Below are 21,760 nucleotides of genomic sequence, written 5' to 3' on the forward strand. Positions count from 1 at the left end.
GGCGGCTCCCGTTCAGGCATAGCGGATCCGTGGGTCGAGCACGGCGTACAGCAGGTCCACGATCAGGTTGGAGATGAGGAAGACGACGATCAGCGCGGTCACGAAGGACACCACCGTCGGCGCCTCACCGCGCACCACGGCCTGGTAGAGCGTGCCGCCGACGCCCGGGATATTGAAGATGCCCTCGGTGACGATGGCCCCGCCCATGAGCGCGCCCAGGTCCGCACCGACGAAAGTGATGACCGGGATGAGCGAGTTCCGGAGAATGTGCACGACCACCACGCGCCGCCGGGTGAGCCCCTTGGCGGTCGCGGTGCGCACGTAATCGGCGTCCTTGTTCTCCGCCACCGAGTTCCGGGTCAGCCGCAGCACGTAGGCGAAGGACAGCGAGGCGAGCACCAGCGCGGGCATGATGAGCCGCGGGATGCTCACGTCGGAACCGACCGTCACGGGCGCGATATGCCATTTCACGCCGAACAGGAACTGCGCCAGGAAGCCGATGACGAAGATCGGCATGGCGATCACGACCAGGCTGGCGACCAGCATGGTGGAGTCGAACCAGCCGCCCTTGCGCAGGCCCGCGATCACGCCGAAGAAGATGCCGAACACGGCCTCGAAGAACACCGCGAGCAGCGCCAGCCGGAAGGTGATCGGGAAGGCGTGCGCCAGTACGTCTTTCACCGGCCTACCGGAATAGGACGTGCCCAGATCGAAGGTGAAGATGCCCTTCAGATAGTGCAGATACTGTTGCCAGAACGGCTGATCCAGCCCGTACTGCGCCTTCAACTGCGCTTCCAGCGCCGGGGTGAGCGTGCGCTGGCCCGCCAGCGCGGTCACCGATCCGCCGCTCACCTTCCAGATCAGGAAGTAGATGAGCAGGGTCGCGCCGAAGAACACCGGGATCATCTGCAGCAGCCGCCGCACTATGTACCAGGTCATGCGCCGCTCATTTCAGCTCGAGGTTCTCGAAGTCGGCCAGCCCGTTCCAGGTGATGGCGACCGACCGCACCCGCTTGGAATATCCGGACGAGGCGATGTAGTCGAAGATCGGCACCGTCGGCAGGTCCCGCAGCAGCAGCGATTGCGCCCGTCCGACCACCCGCCAGGATTCCTCCAGGGTCGGCGCCGCCTCCGCCGCCGCGATCAGGCCGTCGTACTCGGGGCTGTTGTAGCCCACGTCATTGGTCTCCGAACCGGACAGGAACGCCGGTTCCAGGAACTGCAGCATGGTCGGATAGTCGCCCTGCCAGCCGTACCGGAACGCCTTGCCGATGGTCTTGTGCGTGATCTGATCGCGCAGCTGCTTGAAGGTCGGGTACGGCGCGCCCACCGCTTCGATGCCCAAGGTATTGCGAATGCTGTTGGCCACCGCGTCGATCCACGCCTGATGGCCGCCGTCGGCGTTGTAGGCGTACTCGAATCGCCCACTCCAGGGCGCGATCTCGTTCGCCTGCGCCCAGCGCCGCCGCGCCTCGTCGGGGTTGTAGTCGAGCACTTCCGAACCCGGCAGGTTCCCGTCGAACCCCGGCAGCACCCGGGAGGTGAAGTCGCGGGCGGGCAGGCGGGTGCCGTGGAAGATCTTCTGCCCGATCTGAGCGCGGTCGATGGCCATCGAAATGGCCTGCCGCCGCAGCAGTCCCTCGGCCCCGGTGAAGTGCGGCAGGTCCAGCGGAACGCCCATCCACTGGTTCTGCGCCGTCGGCGCTTCGACCGCACGTTCGCCGAGATCCTTCTTGAACACCGAGACCGCGCTGTCCGGGATGGTGTCGAGCACGTCCAGGTTGTCGGCCAGCAGATCCGAGTACGCGGCATCGAAGTTGGAGTAGAAGACGAAGGTCAGGCCCTTGTTGTGCGGCGGCCGCCCGCCTTTGTAGCGCTCGTTCGGCACCACGGTCAGCTGCACGTCGTGCTGCCAGGCGTCACCGTCGGCGAGCCGATAGGGGCCGTTGCCGATCGGATGTTGCCCGTAGGCCTGCATGTCCTTGAACGCCGACTCCGGCAGCGGATAGAACGGCGCGTACGCCAACCGGGTCAGGAAGTCGATGGTCGGCGCGATCAGATCCACCGTGAAGGTGCGGTCGTCGATCACCTTCAACCCCGACATGGTCTGTGCCCGTGGCGGATCCGCCTGCACATCGGCGAATCCGGCGATGGGCGCGTACGTGTAGCTCTGCAGCTGAGCGTTGGTGACCAGTGCGCCGTAGTTCCACGCGTCCACGAAAGACCTTGCGGTGACCGGTGATCCGTCGCTGAAGGTCCAGCCTTCCTTCAACCGGATCCGATAGTGCTGCCGGTCGCTGGTCTCGATGGATTCGGCGACCTCGTCGTGCAGCGCCCCCTTGGCGTCGATGTACCGCAACCCGGCCCACAGCCGGTCCACGATCCGCCCGCCGCCGTTCTCGTTGGTATTGGACGGAATCAGCGGATTCTGCGGCTCACTGCCGTTGACCGCGATCATGTCGCCGAACACGGGCTTGATGGTGCAGCCGGAGAGGACCGCGGAAAGCAGGGCCAGCACCACGGCCAGCGCGACCGCGCCTCGGCGTAAAGCCGGTTTCGCCAGTTCCACCTGCGCCCCCGATTCGGTTCACGGTTCGGTCATACAGAGCCTGGAAAGTTAGGAGCCGACGTTACGTGGGTTCCGCGCCGTTGTCCTGATAGTCCGGACTTCGCGCGCGACACGCCGGAGGCCGAGCCCCGCGCGCGGACGTGAAAACCCTCACGATCCGCCGAGTGAGACCGAACCGGACGGGCGAACCCGACGCAGGTCACAGTCGGTTAGGGTCGAACGTGGCCGCGGTCACCCCCGCCGGCCGAGACGCGAGAGAAGAAGAGACGAGATGACCGAAACCGCCGATCACCTGGATGCCTATCCGCCGAGCGCCGAGTTCGCGGCCGCCGCCAACGGCGACGCCTCTCTCTACGATCGGGCCGCCGCCGACCGCGAGGGCTTCTGGGCCGAGCAGGCGCAGCGGCTGCACTGGCACGAGCCGTGGACCCGGGTGCTGGACTGGGACGACGCGCCCTTCGCCAAGTGGTTCGTGGGCGGCAAACTGAACGTCGCCTACAACTGTGTCGACCGCCATGTGCTGGACGGGCACGGGGACCAGGTCGCCATCCACTGGGAGGGCGAGCCCGGGGATTCCCGTGACATCACCTATGCCGAACTGCTGGCCGAGGTGTCGCGAGCCGCGAACTACTTCACCGCGCTCGGCCTGGAGGCCGGGGACCGCATCGCCATCTACATGCCGATGGTGCCGGAAGCGATTGTGGCCATGCTGGCTTCGGCGCGATTGGGGCTGACGCACTCGGTGGTGTTCGCCGGGTTCTCCCCGAGCGCGCTGCGCCAGCGGGTCGACGACGCACAGGCCAAGCTGGTCGTCACCACCGACGGGCAGTGGCGCCGGGGTTCCGCCGCGCCGCTGAAAACCGCTGTGGACGACGCGCTTTCGGCCGAGGGCAGCAGCGTCGAGCATGTGCTGGTGGTGCGCCGGACCGGGCTGGACGTGCCGTGGACCGAGGGCCGGGATCTGTGGTGGGACGAAACCGTCTCTCTCGCTTCGCCCGAGCACGAGGCGCAGGCCTTCGACGCCGAGCACCCGCTGTTCATCCTCTACACCTCCGGCACCACCGGAAAACCCAAAGGCATCCTGCACACCTCCGGCGGCTACCTCACCCAAGCCTCCTACACCCACCACTACGTCTTCGACCACAAGGCCGGACAAGACGTCTACTGGTGCACCGCCGACATCGGCTGGGTCACCGGGCACTCCTACATCGTCTACGGACCCCTCTCCAACCGCGTCACCCAGGTCGTCTACGAGGGCACCCCGAACTTCCCGAACGAGCACCGGCATTGGGAAATCATCGAAAAGTACGGTGTCAGCATCTATTACACCGCTCCCACCCTGGTTCGCACGTTCATGAAATGGGGCCGGGAAATCCCCGAATCCCACAACCTGTCGAGCCTGCGCCTGCTCGGCTCCGTGGGCGAACCGATCAACCCCGAAGCCTGGCGCTGGTACCGCGAAGTCGTCGGCGGCAACAAGACCCCCATCGTGGACACCTGGTGGCAGACCGAAACCGGCGCCATCATGATCTCCCCACTGCCGGGCGTCACCGCCGCCAAACCGGGCGCGGCCATGACTCCCCTGCCGGGCATCTCCGCCAAGGTCGTCGACGAGGAAGGCCGTGAGGTCGAACTCGGCGAGACCGAGGCCAACGGCTACCTGGTCCTGGATCAGCCCTGGCCCTCCATGCTTCGCGGCATCTGGGGCGACAACGAGCGCTCCAAGGACACCTACTGGTCCAAGTACGCCGACCAGGGCTGGTACTTCGCCGGTGACGGCGCGAAGCTCGACACCGACGGCGACCTGTGGGTGCTGGGCCGCGTCGACGACGTCATGAACGTCTCCGGCCACCGCATCTCCACCGCCGAGGTCGAATCCGCGCTGGTCGGGCACTCCGGCGTAGCCGAAGCCGCGGTCGTCGGCGCCTCCGACGCCACCACCGGCCAGGGCATCGTGGCCTTCGTGATCCTGACCGCCGAGGCCAAGGACACCGGCGAGGATCTGGTCAAGGAGCTCAAGGACGAGGTCTCCCGCGAGATCTCCCCCATCGCCAAGCCGCGCGAGATCCACGTGGTCCCGGAGCTGCCCAAGACACGCTCGGGCAAGATCATGCGCCGCCTGCTGCGCGACGTGGCCGAGGGCCGCGAGCTGGGCGACACCTCAACCCTGGTGGACCCCAACGTTTTCGAGGCCATCCGGGCCGGTAAGGCGTAGCCCTCGGACGCGCGAGGGAATTGACGGCCCCCTGACCTGACGGTCAGGGGGCCGTGTCGCGCTGAGCGAAAGCAGCCCCCGTGACCTGCGGGTTCGGGCGGATTCGCGCACGGGGTGGTCAAGAAGTTCCCGGCAAACCGTTAGAATTGCGCAAAAGGTGTGCCGGGAAGTCTGGTCGGCATGCGGTTGTGCCTACCTTCGATGGATTGGTTACGCACGCCGCTTTTTCGTCGACCGACCGACCGAAAGGTGTGCACGTGATTGTCCAGGTCCGCTCGGAGCTAGCCAGATACCTACGGACCGAAACCTTCGGCGGCGCACTGCTTCTCATCGCCGCGGCCGCCGCCCTCATCTGGGTCAACTCCCCTTGGGGAGCGAGCTACACGACCATGGTCGACACCAAGCTGGCCATTCCCGCGCTGCATCTGGATCTGACCCTGGCGGATTGGACCAAGGACGGTCTGCTCGCGGTCTTCTTCTTCGTCGCCGGCCTGGAGCTCAAACGCGAACTGGTGGTGGGCGAGCTGGCCGATCGCAAGAGCGCCACCCTGCCCATCGTGGCCGCGTTCGGCGGCGTGCTCATGCCCGCGCTCATCGCCATGAGCGTCGGCTGGGGCGTGGACGGCATGGATCGCGGCTGGGCGATTCCGGTGGCCACCGATATCGCCTTCGCGCTGGCGGTGCTGGCCATGACCGGCTCGCGGATCCCGGCCGGCGCGCGGGTGTTCCTGCTCAGCCTGGCCGTGGTGGACGATCTGATCGCCATCATCCTGATCGCGGTGCTGTTCACCACCACCGTGAAGATGCTGTGGCTGCTGGTCGCGCTGCTCTGCTTCATCGCCTGGGCGGTCGGGCAGAAGTTCCGCGTCGGCACCCCCTTCCTCTACGTGCCGCTGGCCCTGCTGTCCTGGTACGCCCTGCACGAGGCCGGGATTCATCCGACGCTGGCGGGCGTGGCGTGCGGCTTGCTGACCCGGGTGCGGCCGGATCCGGACGAGGACGAGCACTGTGTGCCCGCGGCCAGGCTGGAGCACTTCTTCCAGCCCATCTCGGCGGCGGTGTGCGTGCCGCTGTTCGCGCTCTTCGCCTCCGGCGTGCCGCTGGATTCGCAGGTGTTCTCGAAGCTGTTCACCGACCGGCTCTCGCTGGCCGTCATCCTGGGCCTGCTGGTCGGCAAGACCGTCGGCATCTTCGGATTCAGCTGGCTCGCAGTGCGTGTCGGCATCGCGGTCAAGCCCAAGGATCTCGGCTATCGGGACATGTTCGCCCTCTCGGTATTAGGCGCGATCGGCTTCACCGTTAGCCTCTTGGTGGCAGAACTCGCACTGGAGGATGTCGGCGACGGGTCGGCGGCCGAACTCGCGAAAGCAGCGGTGTTGCTGACGTCATTGGCGGCTTCCCTGGCGGGTTCGGCGCTACTGTTGCGTCGTGGCCGTGCTCACCAGGCACGACGCGACGAGCGGGCGCTGCAAGATCAACAGTGACCACCGGAGCAGTACCGGGACGACGGAGAAGGGTCGGGCAATTGAGCTTCACACAGGGCGGTAACGGGCAGGACGGGCGTCGCCCCCGCACCATCACCTCGATTCCGTTGTCCGGTGTCGATTCTCGCCAGGAGAGCTTCGGCGACCTGGTGCGCGATGCCAGCGAGCAGATGTCCACGCTGGTGCGCGCCGAGGTCGAACTGGCCAAGGCCGAGGTGACCGGTGAGATCAAGAAGGGGCTGCAGGGCAGCGTCTACTTCATCGCCGCGCTGACCGTGCTGCTGTTCAGCTCGTTCTTTTTCTTCTTCTTCCTGGCCGAGCTGCTCGATGTGTGGGTGTACCGCTGGCTGGCGTTCCTCATCGTCTTCCTGCTGATGATCGTGGCGGTGGCGCTGTTCGGCCTGCTCGGCTATCTCAAGGTGCGCAAACTGCGCGCGCCGGAGAAGACCATCGAATCGCTGAAGGAAGCGAAGACCCTGGTGCCCAGCGGTTTCAGCGGTCACGGTAAGCACGAGGCCGACGCTCCGGCGCAGCTCGACACCTACCGGAACTAGTTCTTCGATTACGCTCCTTCGGCGTGTCGTCGAATTCGCTGCCGGATCCGTCCGCCGTCCGTTATGACGGACCGTGGATCCATCGGGACGTGCATGCCAACGGCATTCGCTTCCATGTCGCCGAGGCCGTGCCCGCCAGTGGCGCGGCCTACGCGGATCCCGACACGCCGCTGGTGGTGCTGCTGCACGGATTCGGCGATTTCTGGTGGTCGTGGCGGCATCAGCTGACCGGGCTGGCCGAACGCGGGTATCGCGCGGTGGCGGTGGATCTGCGCGGGTACGGCGACAGCGACAAACCGCCGCGCGGCTACGACGGCTGGACCCTCGCGGGTGATGTGGCGGGCCTGATCCGCGCCCTCGGCCACACCGATGCCACGCTCGTCGGACACGCCGAAGGCGGCCTGGTCTGCTGGGCCACCGCCGTACTGCATCCGCGCCTGGTGCGCTCCATCGCGCTGGTGAGTTCACCGCACCCGGTAGCCCTGAAACGCGCCGTACTGCGCGATCGCCGCCAGCGCGCGTCCTGGCTGCCGAACTTCCTGCGCTACCAGCTCCCCCGCTACGGCGAACGCCTCATCACCGCGCACGACGGCTACGAGATCGAACGCCTGCTGCGTGAACGCGCGGGCGAACGCTGGTCCGCCACGCCCGAATTCGCCGATACGGCCCGCCGCATGCGCACCGCCATCCGGGTGGCCGGAGCCGCCCACTGCGCGCTGGAATACCAGCGCTGGGCTTTCCGCTCGCAATGGCGTCCCGACGGCGCGCGCTTCATGGCGGCCATGAGCGAACCCATCCAGGTGCCGGTGCTGTCGCTCTACGGCGATCGCGACCGCTACATCCTGCCGGCCACCATCCGGCGCGGCGGCGAACTCGCGCCGAACCGCCGCATCGTGCCGATCCCGGACTCGGGCCACTACGCCCATCAGGAGAACCCGGACGCCGTCACCGCCGAGCTGGCGAAACTGCTCGACTGAGGACGCCGGAAAAGCAACGGGGCCCGCGCTGTTCGCGCGGGCCCCGTTCCCGATTCAGCTGAGCACACAGCTCCCGGTTCCGACCGGAGTCGAAACATTCGGCGCCGCCTGCACTTCCGGCCGCACCTCGTCGAGCGTGAGGACGTATCCGGTGTCGTCGTCGGTCACCGCCGCGCCGAAGACCACGCCGAGGATATTGCCGTCGGTGTCGACCAGCGGGCCGCCGGAGTTACCGGCGCGGACCTGGCCGCGAATGGTGTAAACCTCGCGCTGCACCTCGCCGTCGCGATAGATGTTGGGGCCCTTGAGGTCCAGGGTCTCGCGGACGCGGGACGCGGAGGCGGTGTAGCGGCCGCCGCCGGGATAGCCGAGCACGATGGACGATTCACCCGAGCTCGCGGGCTGCGGGGCCAGCGGAATGACCGGTGCGGTCAGCCCGGGCACCGCCAGGATCGCGATGTCCTTGGACGGATCGAACAGCACCACCGAGGCGTCCAGCTTGCCGCCGGCCACATCCACCGACACCGAATTGGTGCCCGCCACCACGTGCGCGTTGGTCATGATGCGCTCCGGGGCGACCACGAAGCCCGAACCCTCCAGCTGCCGTTGGCAACTCGGGGCGATGCCGCGGATGCGCAGCACGCTCGTCTGCAGATTCTGGGCCACCGGGAGCTGCAGGACGCTCGCGTCCGGCGGTTCCACGGCCGCGATCGGCACCCGGCCGAACGGCCCGATGACATCCGGCAGCCCGGAGGTATTGAGCAGGTTGGAGAACTCGTTGGGGATCTTGCGGAGCCAGTCGGGCGCGACCGTGTCCACCTTGATCAGCACCTGGGAGTTCTTGACCGCGGCCGCGATTCCCGGTTGCGAGGAGTTGGTCAGCGGCAGCGCCAGCAGCCAGGCGGTGGCGAGCACCGCGACCGCCTGCAGGCCCGCGCCGACCACGCTGTCCACACTGCGGGTGAACGGGTCGCGCATACCGCTGCGCGCGGCGCGGCCCAGCACCATGCCCGCGACCTCGCCGACGATCACCAGCGCCACGATGAGCAGCACGCCCACCAGCACGCGGCTGCGGCCTTCACTGAGGTGGATCAGGATGTGCGGGGCGATCAGAATGCCCGCGACCGCACCCAGCACCACGCCTAGGAACGCGAGCGCCGAAGCGACCGCGCCCTGCCGCCACCCGGAGGTGGCGGCCAGCAGCGCCAGAATGATGATCCCGATATCGAGCCAGCCAGAGGCACTCATAACGTCATCCCAACCGCGGCCAGCGAGGCCTGCAGATCACGCACATCATGGTGGTCCCACTCGTTTTCCCAGCCGGACACCGCGAAGAGTCCGGCAAGCACGCCCGCGGTGAAGCCCCACACCAGCATCCCGTCCACCGCGAAGGCGGGACCCATATATCCGAGCGGATGCCGGACGACGAACCGGTTGGCCGGGTCCAGCAGTTCCGAGAGCGGCACCCGCACCACGCGGGTGGCCTCGTTCTCGCTGACCACGCCCACCTCGCCCGGCGTCCGCCAGTAGGCCACGACCGGCGTCACGTCGAAACGCGACGGCGGCACGAAGATCTTGGGTAGCAGGGCGAGCGGTTCGATGCCGGCCGGATCGACCCCGGTCTCCTCCCACGCCTCCCGCAGCGCGGTGCTGACCGGCCCGTCGTCCTGAGGTTCGACGCCGCCGCCGGGAAAGGCTACCTGCCCGCTGTGCGTGCGCATGGTGGCGGCCCGCTGGGTGAGCAATACGTCCGCATCGCCCGGAAGCCCGCCCGGCCCTTGCGGATCCGCCTCCGGCGCGCCGCCGAACAGCACCAGCACCGCCGCCTCGCGGGTCTTGCCGACCGCGCCGAGCGCCCGCATGGCGGTCCGTCGCAGCACCGGATTCACGCCGCTGGGGTCGGCCGGATCGTGTTCGGTCACCCCGCGCAGCCAGCCCGGTACAGCCAGGCCGTTCGTCTCGATTCTCATCAACACACCTCAACCACATAAGCCACACCGCAGACATCACCGAGTATCGCTGGCGCGCTCGGTTCCGGGGCGGTCGGCCGCCGAGCCGGGTCGCTCACGCGCGCACCCCGAGTTCGGCCGCGACGGTGGCGGAGATGTCATCGACGCTGGTGAACGGGCGCACCACGACCTTGGCGACGGTCCCGTCGGCGCGCACCAGCACCGAGATGGGCAGCACGGCGGGCGCGCGAACAGCGGTGCGCACCTGCGAGTTCGGATCCTCGACCCCGGGCAGGTGGATATCGAGACCGGCGAGCCGCGCCAGTCCCTTCGCGATGCCCGGATCGCTGTGCACGGTCAGCACGGTGATCGTGCTGCCCGCCTGCTTCGAGAATTGCTGCAGCAACGGCAGTTCCTCGGCGCACGGCCCACACCAGTAGGCCCAGAGGTTCAACAGTGCGGGCTTGCCCGCGAGCGCGGCGGCCAGATCGACGGGCCGTCCGTCCGCCATGCAATTCAAGGTGATGCCACGCAGCGGACTGTCACCGACCTGCGCACCGCTGGGCTGCGGGCATCCGGCAAGTGCGGCAGCCGCGCGATCGGCGTCCGAAACCGCCGCGACCGCAGGCTTACCGGCCGAGGTCGAGACACCGGCAACGGAGTCGTCCTCGGATTTCCCGCCGACCACCGACCACGCCACGATGCCGACCGCCAATGCGATCACCACAGCCGCGACGGCCCATCGCCACCTGGCTCCGGGCATCGCTTCCGGGCCGGACGGCTCGGGCTCGCCGCCGGACGGGGACTCAGCGCTCACAGCCCCACCAGCTCGAGCAGATGCTCGGTTTCGGGGCCCTTCACCAGTTTGGCGGCGGTCACGGGGTCGGTCGGGCCTTCGCCGAAGGACGGGCAGTCCTTGGCCAGGATGCAGGCGCCGCAGGCGGGCTTGCGGGCGTGGCAGACGCGGCGGCCGTGGAAGATCACGCGGTGCGAGAGCATGGTCCAGTCTTTGCGGTCGATCAGTTCGCCGATGGCGTGTTCGACCTTGACCGGGTCTTCCTCGGTGGTCCAGCCCCAGCGGCGGACCAGCCGGCCGAAGTGGGTGTCGACGGTGATGCCGGGGACGCCGAAGGCATTGCCGAGGACCACGTTCGCGGTCTTGCGCCCGATGCCGGGCAGCGTGACCAGGTCTTCCAGGGTGCCGGGAAGTTCGCCGTCGAAGCGTTCCACCAGTGCCTGGCCGAGCCCGATGAGCGAGCTGGTCTTGTTGCGATAGAACCCGGTCGGGCGGATGTATTCCTCCAGCTCGGCCCGGTTCGCCTCGGCGTAATCGCGCGCGCTGCGGTACTTGGCAAACAACGCGGGTGTGGTCATGTTCACCCGCACGTCGGTGCATTGCGCGGAAAGGATTGTCGCCACCGCCAATTCGAGGGGGGTGGTGAAGTCGAGTTCGCAGTGCGCGTCGGGAAAGGCGACGGTGAGTTCGCGGTACATGCGCCGGGCGCGGCGCACCAATCCGATTCGAGTTTCCTTGTCGCGTTTGCGAGCCTTGGTGGGCCGCGCCACATTCCGGGCCGTCCCCGATGGCGCATCCGAGACACCGCCCGGCCCGTTGTCCGATGCCGCGGTCGCGCCGGAAACGCCCGGGCCGGCCCCGTCAACGGCCGCTTTGGATTCGGTGACACGCACGCGTCCACCTTACGGAACCACCCGGTCCCGACAACCGGGCTGCACACTCCCCGTGTTCCATCTGAGACCTTCGGCGTGTTTACTCACCCCTATGCAAGGACTCGCCGTGGTGCTGTTTCCGATAGCACTGATGCTGTTCGCGTTGGTGATGGAACGGGTCGAGAACCGGCTGCGCAAGCTGCTCGAGCCGGATCCGGAAGTTCAGCAGTACCTCGATCGAGCCACGAACGCCGAGGTCAGTGACCTGACCAAACTCGGCTTGCCGGCCGCGGCGGCCCGGCCGCGGCGCGCCCGCCCGGCCCCCAAGGGTTTGGACGTGGCGCAAGCCAGTTGATCTTGCCGAGCCACGCTCTCCGATCCGGGTGACCACCGGGATTTTCCCGGTCGGCACCCGGATTTCGATCTTCTGTACCGAATGAGCGCGGCGTGTCGCTAGATTGAAACTCGCGTGTCGCAAAACCGTTCTCGTGTGTCTCGTGATCAAGCGTCGCGTGTCGCGTAATCCGGCCCTGCGTGTCGGAGAATGAGCGTGCCGCGTGGTGTCTATCACTACCCGGCGGTATTGCAAAGTAGACTGCACTGTCGGCCGAGCTCGCTTCGGTCCAGGACAGAGCCATTTCCCATAAGGAGCACATTCGTGGACGAGGCCCTCGCCAGAGCAGGCATCTTCCAAGGCGTCGAGCCCACCGCGGTGGCGGCTCTCGCCAAACAACTTCAGCCTGTGGACTTTCCGCGCGGCCACGTCATCTTCAACGAAGGTGAACCGGGCGATCGGCTGTACATCATCACCTCGGGCAAGGTGAAGATCGGCCGCCGCTCGCCGGACGGCAGAGAGAACTTGCTGACGATCATGGGCCCGTCCGACATGTTCGGCGAGCTCTCGATTTTCGACCCGGGTCCGCGCACCTCGACGGCCACCACCGTCACCGAGGTCCGCGCCGTGACGATGGACCGCGACGCGCTCAAGGCGTGGATCGACCAGCGCCCGGAGATCGCCGAGCAGTTGCTGCGGGTGCTCGCCCGCCGCCTGCGCCGCACCAACAACAACCTGGCCGACCTGATCTTCACGGACGTGCCCGGTCGCGTGGCGAAGGCACTGCTGCAGCTGGCCCAGCGCTTCGGCACCCAGGAAGCGGGCGCGCTGCGCGTGACCCACGACCTGACCCAGGAAGAGATCGCCCAGCTGGTCGGGGCCTCCCGCGAAACCGTGAACAAGGCGCTCGCCGACTTCGCGCACCGCGGCTGGCTGCGGCTCGAGGGCAAGAGCGTGCTGATCTCGGACTCGGAGCGGCTCGCCCGCCGCGCCCGCTAGGGATCAGGAACAGAGACTCGTAGGGACCGGGTCGTCACCTTCGCGGTGACGCCCCGGTCCCTTCGTGTGTATGCCACACCGCGAAAGACGTTCACGGCCCCCGTTGCCGAGGCAACGGGGGCCGATGTTCGAAAGGGTGTACCCCGCCTAGCCGTGCGAACGGATATAGGCCAGTTGGGCATTGACCGAGCTCTGCGCGGCGGGCCAGAGGTTCTTGTCGACGTCGGCGTAGACCAGCGCGACGATGTCCATCGAGCCGGCGTCGGAGCCGAGCTGTTCCAAGGCCGCGCGCACCTGGTTCAAGCGCTCCTCGCGATGCGCGATGTAGTACCGGATCACCGGTTCCGCGTCGGCGTGCTCAGGCCCGTGCGCCGGGAGCAGGGTGCGGCCGGGAGCCACCGCGACCAGTCGGTTCATCGAATCGAGGTAGTCGGCGAGCGCGCCGTCACGGGATTCCAGGACCGTGGTGCCGCTGCCGAGCACGGTGTCGCCGGTGAGCAGCAGCTGTTCGCCGTCCGGTCCGTCCACCAGGAAACTCAGCGAATCCTGGGTGTGCCCCGGAGTAGCCAACACCGTGATGCGCAGCCCCGCCGCCTCGATGACCTCGCCGTCCGCGATCACCGTGCCGGTCCCGCGCAGGAAGCGCTCCGAGAAGGCGCGCACCGGAGCCCCGGTCGCCTTCACCAGCCCCTCGATGCCGCCGGTGTGGTCGAAATGCTCGTGGCTGATCAGCACGAGCGCGATGTTCCCGCCGGTCGCCGCGACCACGGCGTCGGTGTGGCGGCCGTCCTCGGGCCCCGGGTCGACGAGCACGTAATCCGTGCCGCCGGGAGCGCGCAACAGCCAGGTGTTGGTGCCCTCCAAGGTCATTCCGCTGGGGTTCTCGGCCAGCACCACGGCGGCGGACGGAGTCACTTGCCGCAGCTGCTCGTACGCGGGATGGGTGAGCGTCATCTTCCCGTCCTAATGCAGGAAGCGCGATGCGTCCAGAATCGAACGCACCGCGCTTTTATTTGGCGTGCCAGTAGCTTTCGCTCAGCGAACTTCCGCGATGAGTTCGACCTCGACGGGGGTGTTCAGCGGTAGCTCGGAGACGCCGACGGCGGAACGCGCGTGCACGCCCGCGTCGCCGAAGACCTCGCCGAGGAATTCGGAGGCGCCGTTGATCACCTTCGGCTGCCCGGTGAAACCCGGTGCGGAGGCGACGAATCCGACGACCTTCACGATGCGCACCACGTTGTCGAGCCCGACCAGCGCGTGCACGGCGGCCAGCGCGTTGAGCGCGCACCGCTGCGCGGCTTCCGCACCCTGTTCGAGGCTGACCTCGGCCCCGACCTTGCCTTCGATCGACAGCGCGCCGTTCACCATGGGCAGCTGGCCCGAGGTGTAGACGAGATTGCCGGTCTGCACGGCGGGCACGTACGCCGCGACGGGTGCGGCGACCCCGGGCAGTTCGAGCCCGAGCTTGGCGAGGTTCTCCGCCCAGTTGGTCGCGGCGGCCATCAGTTCTTGGGTCGCTTCAGGTAGGCGACATGCTGTTCGCCGGTCGGCCCGGCCAGCACGCTGACCAGCTCCCAGCCGTCGGCGCCCCACTGGTCCAGAATCGCCTTGGTCGCGTGCGTCAGCAGCGGCACCGTCGCGTATTCCCACACGGTCACATCACTCATGGGCTGAGAGTAGCCGCGCGGCGGGTCGCGCAGGATGCCGGGACCACTGGAGTACGGTGCGAGAACAGGAAATCGGAGTTTCCGGAGTGGTGTACCAGACAGTTACGCGTCACTCTGGGCAGGATTCAGGAACGAGTTATAGGCTCGCGAGCGTGGGAGTACCGATAGCAGTGCCCGTTTCGGTTGAGCCGGGGGTCGAAGCAGGTTGGCCGGAGCGGGCGAATAAGGCCCGCCTGCATTATGTTTCCGGCAAAGGGGGGACCGGTAAGTCGACGGTCGCAGCGGCGCTCGCACTCGCGCTGGCCGCCGGGGGACGCCGTGTGCTGCTGGTGGAGGTAGAGGGCCGTCAGTCGATTGCGCAGCTCTTCGACCTGCCGCCGCTGCCGCCCACCGAAACCAAGATCGCTACCGCGGACGGCGGCGGCGAGGTGATGGCCCTGGCGCTGGATGTCGAGCACGCCTTCCTGGAATACCTCGACATGTTCTACAACCTGGGTTTCGCGGGCCGCGCCATGCGCCGGGTGGGTGCGATCGAGTTCGTCACCACCATCGCGCCGGGCCTGCGGGACGTCATCCTGACCGGCAAAATCAAGGAATGCGCGGTGCGCGTCGACAAGGCGGGTAAACCGGCCTACGACGAAATCGTCATCGACGCCCCGCCGACCGGCCGCATCGCCAGCTTCCTGGACGTCACCCAGGCCATGGCCGAGATCGCCGGCGGCGGCCCGATCGCCTCGCAGGCCGAGGGCGTGTCCAAGCTGCTGCATTCCGAGCAGACCATGATCCACCTGGTCACGCTGCTGGAGGCGCTGCCGGTGCAGGAAACCGCCGACGCCGTCGCGGAACTCACCGCCAACGACCTGAACATCGGCACGGTCATCGTGAACCGGGCCAGCGAGGGCTACCTGCCGCGCGCCGTGCGCGAGCGGGCGGCCACTGGCGATTTCGACGCCGAGGCCCTGCGGCAGGGGCTGGCCGAGGCCGGAATCAGCTTGTCCGAGGCCGATTTCGACGGCCTGGTCGCCGAGGCGGTCGAGCATTCGGCGCGCCTGGCCGCGCAGGACGAGAGCGCCGCCGACCTGGCGCAGGTGAACATCTCACGGCTGTACCTGCCGTCGCTCACCGACGGCATGGATCTGGGCGGGCTCTACGAGCTGGCCGAAGTATTGAGCGCCCAGGGGGTCCGCTAGTCATGATCGTTCCGGCAAGCACTGTGCCCCTGGACATTACGAAGATCATCACCGATCCGACGGCGCGCATCGTGGTGTGCTGCGGTTCCGGCGGCGTCGGGAAGACCACCACCGCGGCGGCCATCGCGCTGCGAGCGGCGGAGGCCGGGCGCAAGGTCGTGGTGCTGACCATCGATCCGGCGCGGCGGCTGGCGCAGTCGCTCGGGGTCAGCGATCTCGGGAACACCCCGCAGAGAGTGGACCTGGGCCACGAGGCCAAGGGCGAGCTCTACGCCATGATGCTGAACATGCGCCGCACCTTCGACGAGATGGTGCTCGAGCACACCAGCCCCGACAAGGCCGAGCAGATCTTCGCCAACCCCATCTACCAGACCGTGGCCTCGCCTTTCGGCGGCACCCAGGAATACATGGCGATGGAGAAGCTGGGCCAGCTGGCGTCCAAGCGCGAGTGGGACCTGATCGTGGTCGACACGCCGCCGTCGCGGAACGCGCTGGACTTCCTGGACGCGCCCAAGCGGCTCGGCAACTTCCTGAACGGCAAGATGATCCGCGTCATCATGGCCCCCGGCCGCGGTGTCGGTAAGTTCGTCGCCGGCGCCATGAGCCTGGCGCTGCGCGGCGTCTCGACCATCGTCGGCGGCCAATTGCTCAAAGACGCCTCTGTCTTCTTGCAGTCACTGGAGTCCATGTTCGGCGGCTTCCAGGATCGCGCGGATCGCACCTACGCCATGCTCTCCCGCCCCGGCACCCACTTCATCGTGGTCGCCGCGGCCGAGCCGGACGCGCTGCGCGAAGCGTCCTTCTTCGTCGATCGCCTCTCGCACGACAAGATGCCGCTCGCGGGCCTGGTGCTCAACCGCACCCACCCGGTGCTGAGCTCGCTCTCGGCCGAACAGGCGCAGGTCGCGGCCGATCGTCTAGCCCCGCAGACGAACGGCAATGGCACGGCCGGCGATAGCGAGAACGAATCTCCGGCCGCCGTCACCGCGGCCGTGCTGCGCATCCACGCCCAGCGCGCCGCCACCGCCAAGCGTGAACAGCATCTGCTGCACCGCTTCACGGGCGCGCACCCCAGCGTGCCGATCGCCGCGGTCACCGCGCTGCCCTTCGAGGTCGCCGATCTCGAGGCGCTGCAGGCGGTCGGCGATCAACTCGCCGAAGCGGGAAACGCGAAATCGGCCTGATTCGCGGATCCATGCGACTGCGGCGCGCGCGACTGCGCAAGGGTTCGGGACACTCCCCCAACCCCTTTCACCTGGAACAATTCCGGATGAAACTGCCCGGTCTGGCCCGGATGCCCGATTCGACCCCGGAAACGGACCGAGCCCGCAAGATGCGGGCTCGGTCCGTTCTGCCTATGGGGGATCGGAGTTAGGGGATACTGATTACATCGCTACTTTCTGCGAACGCTGGGCGAAGAAGAAGTCGGCCCAAGACGTCACTTCGGGGTGTTGCTTGAGCAGCGCGCGGCGCTGCCGCTCGGTCATGCCGCCCCACACTCCGAACTCGACACGATTGTCCAGGGCGTCCGCCCCGCACTCCATCAGCACCGGGCAGTGCCGGCAGATGGTCGCCGCTTTACGCTGCGCGGCGCCGCGCACGAACAGCTGGTCGGGATCTACTTCCTTGCATCGGGCCTGGGAAACCCAGGCGATTCTCGCTTCGGCCTGCTCCACGTCCAATCGAGCGATCGGGGTAGTCATGTGCATTTGGTGTGCCCCTTTGCAGTCCGAACACCGGGTCACGGCGCTCCAGAATCGCGTACAGCGCGCAGTTACCCAACCCCACTGCGTTCTGCACCACATTCCACTTTGAGTGTTAGCTCTATCACACTGGGTTCTCAATCTAGATAAGAGTGTGAGGCTTGCGCAAGACCGTCCCGAGATTTTCTGGTACGTCCGTCCATGCATTCGTCACCAGAAACCGGGCAGTCGGCACCATTACGGACGAATGGACACCCCGACGCGAGGGCACCGAGTGTCGCGACGGCCAATTAGGCTGTGGCACGTGCCCATCACACGAACGCTCTGGAGACTGGCCGGCAGCTGCATTCTGGCCGCCGTGCTTCTCGCCGGGTTGCTGTTCCCGCTCGCGGGCGGATTCGGTTTCATCTCCAACCGCGCCGCCGACGCCGTCGACAATGTCTCCGCCGAACTGGTGGAGGGCACCGTGCCCGCGGTGTCCACCATGGTCGACGCGAACAATCAGCCCATCGCCTGGCTGTACGAGCAGCGCCGGTTCGAAGTGCCCAGCGACAAGATCTCCAACGACATGAAGCTCGCGCTGGTGTCCGTGGAGGACCGCCGCTTCGCCGAACACGGCGGTGTGGACTGGCAGGGCACCTTCCGCGCCTTCCTGACCAACACCTCCGGCGGCGAAGTGCAGCAGGGCGGTTCGACCATCGACCAGCAGTACGTGAAGAACTACCTGCTGCTGGTGGTGGCCAAGACCGACGCCGAGCGCCGCGCCGCGACCGAGACCACGCCCGCCCGCAAGATCCGCGAGATCCGGATGGCGCTGACGCTGGAGAAGGAGCTCACCAAGGACGAGATCCTGACCCGGTACCTGAACCTGGTGCCGTTCGGTAACTCCTCCTACGGCATCCAGGACGCGGCGCAGACCTACTTTGGCGTCGACGCCAAGGATCTGAGCGTGGTGCAGGCCGCCATGCTGGCCGGCATGGTGCAGTCCAGCTCCAAGCTGAACCCCTACACCAATCCGCAGGGCGTGCTGGAGCGGCGGAACACGGTGCTCGACACCATGATCCAGAACATCCCCAGCCGGGCCGACGAGTTCCGCAAGGCCAAGAGCGAGCCGCTGGGCGTGCTGACCGAGCCCAAGGGCCTGCCGCGCGGCTGCATCGCGGCCAATGATCGCGGCTTCTTCTGCGATTACGCGCTGCAGTACCTGGCCAATGCCGGCATCAGCCGCGACCAGATCGACAAGGGCGGCTACCTGATCAAGACCACCCTGGATCCGGATGTGCAGAACTCGGTGAAGGCCTCGGTGAACGCCAATGCCGACCCGAACCTGGACGACATCGCCTCGGTGATGAACATCGTGGCGCCGGGCCAGGATTCGCATCCGGTGCTGGCCATGGCGTCGAGCCGCACCTACGGGCTGGACGCGAACGCGCACCAGACCGTGCAGCCGCAGCCGTATTCGATGGTCGGCGACGGCGCGGGCTCGATCTTCAAGATCTTCACCACCGCCGCGGCCATGGAGAAGGGCCTGGGCATCAACGCGCAGCTGGACGTGCCGGGCCGCTTCGAGGCCAAGGGCATGGGTAACGGCGGCGCGCGGGGCTGTCCGGCGGCCACCTACTGCGTCGAGAACGCGGGCAAGTACAAGTCGCCGATGTCGGTGACCGAAGCGCTCGCCACCTCCCCGAACACGGCCTTCGTCAAGCTGATCCAGGCCGTGGGCGTGGCCCCGACCGTGGATATGGCGGTGCGCCTGGGCATGCGGTCCTACACCCAGGCCGGCACTTCCGGGCACGGCAATCAGAGCCTGGCGGACATGATCAAGGATCAGAACCTGGGCTCGTTCACGCTGGGCCCGGTGGCGATCAACCCGCTCGAATTGTCCAATGTGGCGGCCACCTTGGCGTCCGGCGGCAAGTGGTGCCCGCCCACCCCGATCCGCGAAGTGGTCGATCGCAGCGGCAAGACCGTGCCGCTCACCCAGCAGGCGTGCGAGCAGGTGGTCGAGCCCGGTCTCGCCAATACCCTCGCCAATGCCATGAGCAAGGACGACGTCAGCGGTACCGCGGCGGGCGCGGCGCAGTCGGTGGGCTGGAACGCTCCGCTGTCCGCCAAGACCGGTACCACCGAATCGCACCGCTCCTCGGCGTTCCTGGCGTTCACCAACGCGCTGGCCGGTTCGGCCTACATCTACGGTGACAGCCCGACGCCGGGCGAGATCTGCTCGTTCCCGCTGCGGAACTGCGGCAGCGGCAACCTGTTCGGCGGTAACGAGCCCGCCCGCAGCTGGCTGGGCGCGGTCAAGAACGTGCTGGGCAAGTTCCCGCCGCCGGGCCTGCCGCCGCTGGACGACAAGTACGTGCGCGGCTCGAACAATTCGCAGATCCCGGATGTGGTCGGCCAGACCCAGGCGGAGGCGACCGGCAATCTGATCGCCGCCGGTTTCCAGGTGTCGGTGGCCACGGCCGCGGGCGCGAACAAGGGCACGGTGCTGAGCATGTCGCCGGACGGTTCGGCCATCCCCGGGTCGGTGATCACGATCTACGTGAGCGACGGCACGGCGCGACCGGCTCCGGCCGCACCGGAGACGCCGGCGCCGGGCATACCCGGATTGCCCGGCATCACGCTCCCGCCGATCCCCATCCCCATTCCGATCCCACGCTGAGATCGGTGAACGGCCCCGCACTCTTCGGTGCGGGGCCGTTTTCCGTCCCGCCGCCACCGGCCTTTGGCTGTACGCAATACGAAACGCCCGGAGCGAGTCAGTCACTCCGGGCGTTTCGTATTAATAGGGCGTAGCTCTGACAGCCGTCAGAGGCGCGCTTTGACGGCGGCCGAAACTCGCGAACCGTCCGCGCGCCCGGCGGCCAGCGCGGTGGCGATCTTCATGACCTGACCCATCTGCTTCATGCCGGGCCGCTCGCCGATCTGCTCGGCCACATCCGCGATGGCGGTGTCGGCGATGTCCGCGACCTCGGCATCGGTCAGCGGCGTCGGCAGGTACTCGTCGATGATCTGCTCTTCGGCGCGCTCGTTGGCGGCGAGCTCACCGCGTCCGGCCTGCTCGTAGACGACGGCGGCTTCGTTGCGCTTCTTCGACTCCTTCGAGAGCACGGCGATCACCTCGGCGTCGCTGAGCTCCCGCGCGGTCGATCCGGCGACCTCAGCGGTCTGGACAGCGGCCAGCAGCATGCGCAGCGTATTGAGGCGCAGCGCGTCCTTGGCCTTCATCGCGGCGGTGAGGTCCGAACGCAGCTTCGATTTGAGTTCCGACATGCGCCACACGCTACCGCCCGACCCCGGCACGCTCGCACGTCTTTTTCGCGGTGTCGGTTCCGGCGGCCCCCGGGGCGAGTCCGCGCGGAACGCCCGGAGAGTCCGGCGTATCGCAGCTCATATGACTCGATGTTTCTCCCTTGGGTCGCCTATTCTGGGCAAATGCCCGTAATCTCGACCTCCGCCCTCACCCGCGCCGCACTCGGAGCCGCTGGGGCCGCGGTCGCCGGTATCGGATACGCCTCGCTGATCGAACGCAACATGTTCACGCTGCGCGAAGCGACCCTGCCGGTACTGGAACCCGGAAAACCGTCCCTGCGCGTCCTGCACATCTCCGACCTGCACATGATGCCCGGCCAGCAGTTGAAACAGGCCTGGTTGCGCGAACTGGATCGCCTGGAACCGGACCTCGTGGTGAACACCGGCGACAATCTCTCGCATCAGAAGGCGGTGCCTTCGGTGGTGCAGTCGCTGGGCGGATTGCTCGGCCGCCCCGGCATTTTCGTTTTCGGCAGCAATGACTATTTCGCGCCGGTGCCGAAGAACCCGCTCAAGTACTTCGACAAGAACCACAAGCGCGTCTTCGGCGATCCGCTGCCCTGGCAGGATCTGCGCGCGGCGTTCACCGAGCGCGGCTGGCTGGATCTGACCCATGTGCGCCGCGATATCGAGGTCTCCGGGGTGAAGATCTCGACCGCGGGCGTGGACGATCCGCACCTGCGGCGGGACCGCTACGACACCGTCGCCGGTTCGCCGAACCCGTTGGCGGACTTGAGCATCGGCCTCACCCACTCCCCCGAGCCGCGGGTGCTGGACCGGTTCGCGGCCGACGGCTACGACCTGGTGATGGCCGGGCACACGCACGGCGGCCAGCTGGTGCTGCCGGGCTTCGGCGCGCTGGTCACCAATTGCGGTATCGATCGCTCGCGGGTGAAGGGCGCCTCGCGCTGGGGAGCCCATACCCGCCTGCACGTCTCGGCCGGCATCGGCACCTCGCCGTGGGCGCCGTACCGCTTCTGCTGCCGTCCGGAGGCGACGCTGCTGACCTTGGTCGGCGCCCCGCCCAAGAAGCCGGCCACGGAATCGGGTCGCGGACGGACCGCGTCGTCGGAGGCTGTCGCGCGTTGAGCTCGTACCGCGATATACAACGCGGTATGTAGTCGTCAGTCAGGGGA

The 21,760-nt window shown here is 67.5% G+C and carries 21 protein-coding genes; 10 read left to right on the plus strand and 11 right to left on the minus strand.

Translation table 11 applies throughout. The annotated features are described in order from the left end of the window. Window positions 1–12: 12 nt before the first annotated feature. The gene (locus LTV02_RS29575) at window positions 13–939 is read right to left on the minus strand and encodes an ABC transporter permease (RefSeq protein WP_067718595.1); all 927 of its coding nucleotides are present in this window, start codon (window positions 937–939) and stop codon (window positions 13–15) included. A gap of 7 nt (window positions 940–946) precedes the next feature. Next, a complete protein-coding gene (locus LTV02_RS29580) occupies window positions 947–2,458 on the minus strand; it encodes a peptide ABC transporter substrate-binding protein (RefSeq protein ID WP_233041745.1) in 1,512 nt (503 codons plus the stop codon). A gap of 382 nt (window positions 2,459–2,840) precedes the next feature. Here LTV02_RS29580 and acs point away from each other — a divergent pair, with 382 nt between their 5' ends. From acs to LTV02_RS29600, 4 genes are all read left to right on the plus strand, one after another. Continuing rightward, window positions 2,841–4,784, plus strand: coding sequence for an acetate--CoA ligase (gene acs, locus LTV02_RS29585; protein WP_233035087.1), 1,944 nt, complete (start codon window positions 2,841–2,843; stop codon window positions 4,782–4,784). Window positions 4,785–5,041: 257 nt separating this feature from the next. Continuing rightward, window positions 5,042–6,268, plus strand: coding sequence for a Na+/H+ antiporter NhaA (gene nhaA / locus LTV02_RS29590; protein ID WP_233035088.1), 1,227 nt, complete (start codon window positions 5,042–5,044; stop codon window positions 6,266–6,268). Window positions 6,269–6,309: 41 nt separating this feature from the next. After that, window positions 6,310–6,822 carry a phage holin family protein gene (locus LTV02_RS29595; protein ID WP_067718590.1) on the plus strand — a complete coding sequence of 171 codons (513 nt, stop codon included), beginning with the start codon at window positions 6,310–6,312 and terminating at the stop codon, window positions 6,820–6,822. A gap of 23 nt (window positions 6,823–6,845) precedes the next feature. Then, window positions 6,846–7,799 (plus strand): alpha/beta fold hydrolase, encoded by a 954-nt coding sequence (locus LTV02_RS29600; RefSeq protein WP_233035089.1) that lies wholly within the window; start codon window positions 6,846–6,848, stop codon window positions 7,797–7,799. A 54-nt stretch (window positions 7,800–7,853) separates the two neighbouring features. Here the strand turns inward: LTV02_RS29600 and LTV02_RS29605 are convergent, their stop codons facing one another. The 4 genes from LTV02_RS29605 to nth form a co-directional block, all read right to left on the minus strand. Then, the gene (locus LTV02_RS29605; RefSeq protein WP_067718585.1) at window positions 7,854–9,047 is read right to left on the minus strand and encodes a MarP family serine protease; all 1,194 of its coding nucleotides are present in this window, start codon (window positions 9,045–9,047) and stop codon (window positions 7,854–7,856) included. After that, window positions 9,044–9,769 carry an NUDIX hydrolase gene (locus tag LTV02_RS29610; protein ID WP_067718582.1) on the minus strand — a complete coding sequence of 242 codons (726 nt, stop codon included), beginning with the start codon at window positions 9,767–9,769 and terminating at the stop codon, window positions 9,044–9,046. Before LTV02_RS29610 ends, LTV02_RS29605 begins: the two co-directional genes overlap by 4 nt. A gap of 94 nt (window positions 9,770–9,863) precedes the next feature. Then, the gene (locus LTV02_RS29615; protein WP_233041746.1) at window positions 9,864–10,511 is read right to left on the minus strand and encodes a TlpA family protein disulfide reductase; all 648 of its coding nucleotides are present in this window, start codon (window positions 10,509–10,511) and stop codon (window positions 9,864–9,866) included. A 50-nt stretch (window positions 10,512–10,561) separates the two neighbouring features. Further along, window positions 10,562–11,242 (minus strand): endonuclease III, encoded by a 681-nt coding sequence (gene nth / locus LTV02_RS29620; RefSeq protein ID WP_233041747.1) that lies wholly within the window; start codon window positions 11,240–11,242, stop codon window positions 10,562–10,564. Between the two features lie 286 nt (window positions 11,243–11,528). Here nth and LTV02_RS29625 point away from each other — a divergent pair, with 286 nt between their 5' ends. Then, a complete protein-coding gene (locus tag LTV02_RS29625) occupies window positions 11,529–11,771 on the plus strand; it encodes a hypothetical protein (RefSeq protein ID WP_067718579.1) in 243 nt (80 codons plus the stop codon). A 303-nt stretch (window positions 11,772–12,074) separates the two neighbouring features. Continuing rightward, window positions 12,075–12,749 (plus strand): Crp/Fnr family transcriptional regulator, encoded by a 675-nt coding sequence (locus LTV02_RS29630; RefSeq protein ID WP_019044571.1) that lies wholly within the window; start codon window positions 12,075–12,077, stop codon window positions 12,747–12,749. A 147-nt stretch (window positions 12,750–12,896) separates the two neighbouring features. Here the strand turns inward: LTV02_RS29630 and LTV02_RS29635 are convergent, their stop codons facing one another. The 3 genes from LTV02_RS29635 to LTV02_RS29645 all read right to left on the minus strand — a co-directional run bounded on the left by LTV02_RS29635 (window position 12,897) and on the right by LTV02_RS29645 (window position 14,416). Then, entirely contained in the window at window positions 12,897–13,703 is an 807-nt protein-coding gene (locus LTV02_RS29635; RefSeq protein ID WP_233035090.1) for an MBL fold metallo-hydrolase, read from the minus strand. An 81-nt stretch (window positions 13,704–13,784) separates the two neighbouring features. Continuing rightward, the gene (locus tag LTV02_RS29640) at window positions 13,785–14,252 is read right to left on the minus strand and encodes a RidA family protein (RefSeq protein ID WP_067718566.1); all 468 of its coding nucleotides are present in this window, start codon (window positions 14,250–14,252) and stop codon (window positions 13,785–13,787) included. Further along, window positions 14,252–14,416, minus strand: coding sequence for a DUF4177 domain-containing protein (locus LTV02_RS29645; RefSeq protein WP_157762479.1), 165 nt, complete (start codon window positions 14,414–14,416; stop codon window positions 14,252–14,254). Before LTV02_RS29645 ends, LTV02_RS29640 begins: the two co-directional genes overlap by 1 nt. A 170-nt stretch (window positions 14,417–14,586) precedes the next feature. On the opposite strand from LTV02_RS29645, the gene LTV02_RS29650 reads away from it, so the two are divergent. Then, window positions 14,587–15,606, plus strand: coding sequence for an ArsA-related P-loop ATPase (locus LTV02_RS29650; protein ID WP_233035091.1), 1,020 nt, complete (start codon window positions 14,587–14,589; stop codon window positions 15,604–15,606). A gap of 2 nt (window positions 15,607–15,608) precedes the next feature. Next, entirely contained in the window at window positions 15,609–16,790 is a 1,182-nt protein-coding gene (locus LTV02_RS29655; RefSeq protein WP_233035092.1) for an ArsA family ATPase, read from the plus strand. 201 nt (window positions 16,791–16,991) lie between these two features. On the opposite strand, the gene LTV02_RS29660 is transcribed toward LTV02_RS29655, so the two are convergent. Next, a complete protein-coding gene (locus LTV02_RS29660; protein ID WP_067718558.1) occupies window positions 16,992–17,315 on the minus strand; it encodes a WhiB family transcriptional regulator in 324 nt (107 codons plus the stop codon). 298 nt (window positions 17,316–17,613) lie between these two features. Between LTV02_RS29660 and LTV02_RS29665 the strand changes: the two genes are divergently transcribed. Beyond that, window positions 17,614–19,974 carry a penicillin-binding protein gene (locus LTV02_RS29665; protein ID WP_233035094.1) on the plus strand — a complete coding sequence of 787 codons (2,361 nt, stop codon included), beginning with the start codon at window positions 17,614–17,616 and terminating at the stop codon, window positions 19,972–19,974. A gap of 146 nt (window positions 19,975–20,120) precedes the next feature. Here LTV02_RS29665 and LTV02_RS29670 read toward each other — a convergent pair whose 3' ends face one another. Then, the gene (locus LTV02_RS29670) at window positions 20,121–20,585 is read right to left on the minus strand and encodes a GatB/YqeY domain-containing protein (protein ID WP_233035095.1); all 465 of its coding nucleotides are present in this window, start codon (window positions 20,583–20,585) and stop codon (window positions 20,121–20,123) included. 162 nt (window positions 20,586–20,747) lie between these two features. Here LTV02_RS29670 and LTV02_RS29675 point away from each other — a divergent pair, with 162 nt between their 5' ends. Continuing rightward, on the plus strand, window positions 20,748–21,713 hold the full coding sequence (locus LTV02_RS29675) for a metallophosphoesterase (protein ID WP_067718550.1): 966 nt from the start codon (window positions 20,748–20,750) through the stop codon (window positions 21,711–21,713). Window positions 21,714–21,760: the final 47 nt, after the last annotated feature.

The sequence above is a fragment of the Nocardia yamanashiensis genome (genome assembly GCF_021183565.1).
GTDB lineage: Bacteria > Actinomycetota > Actinomycetes > Mycobacteriales > Mycobacteriaceae > Nocardia > Nocardia yamanashiensis.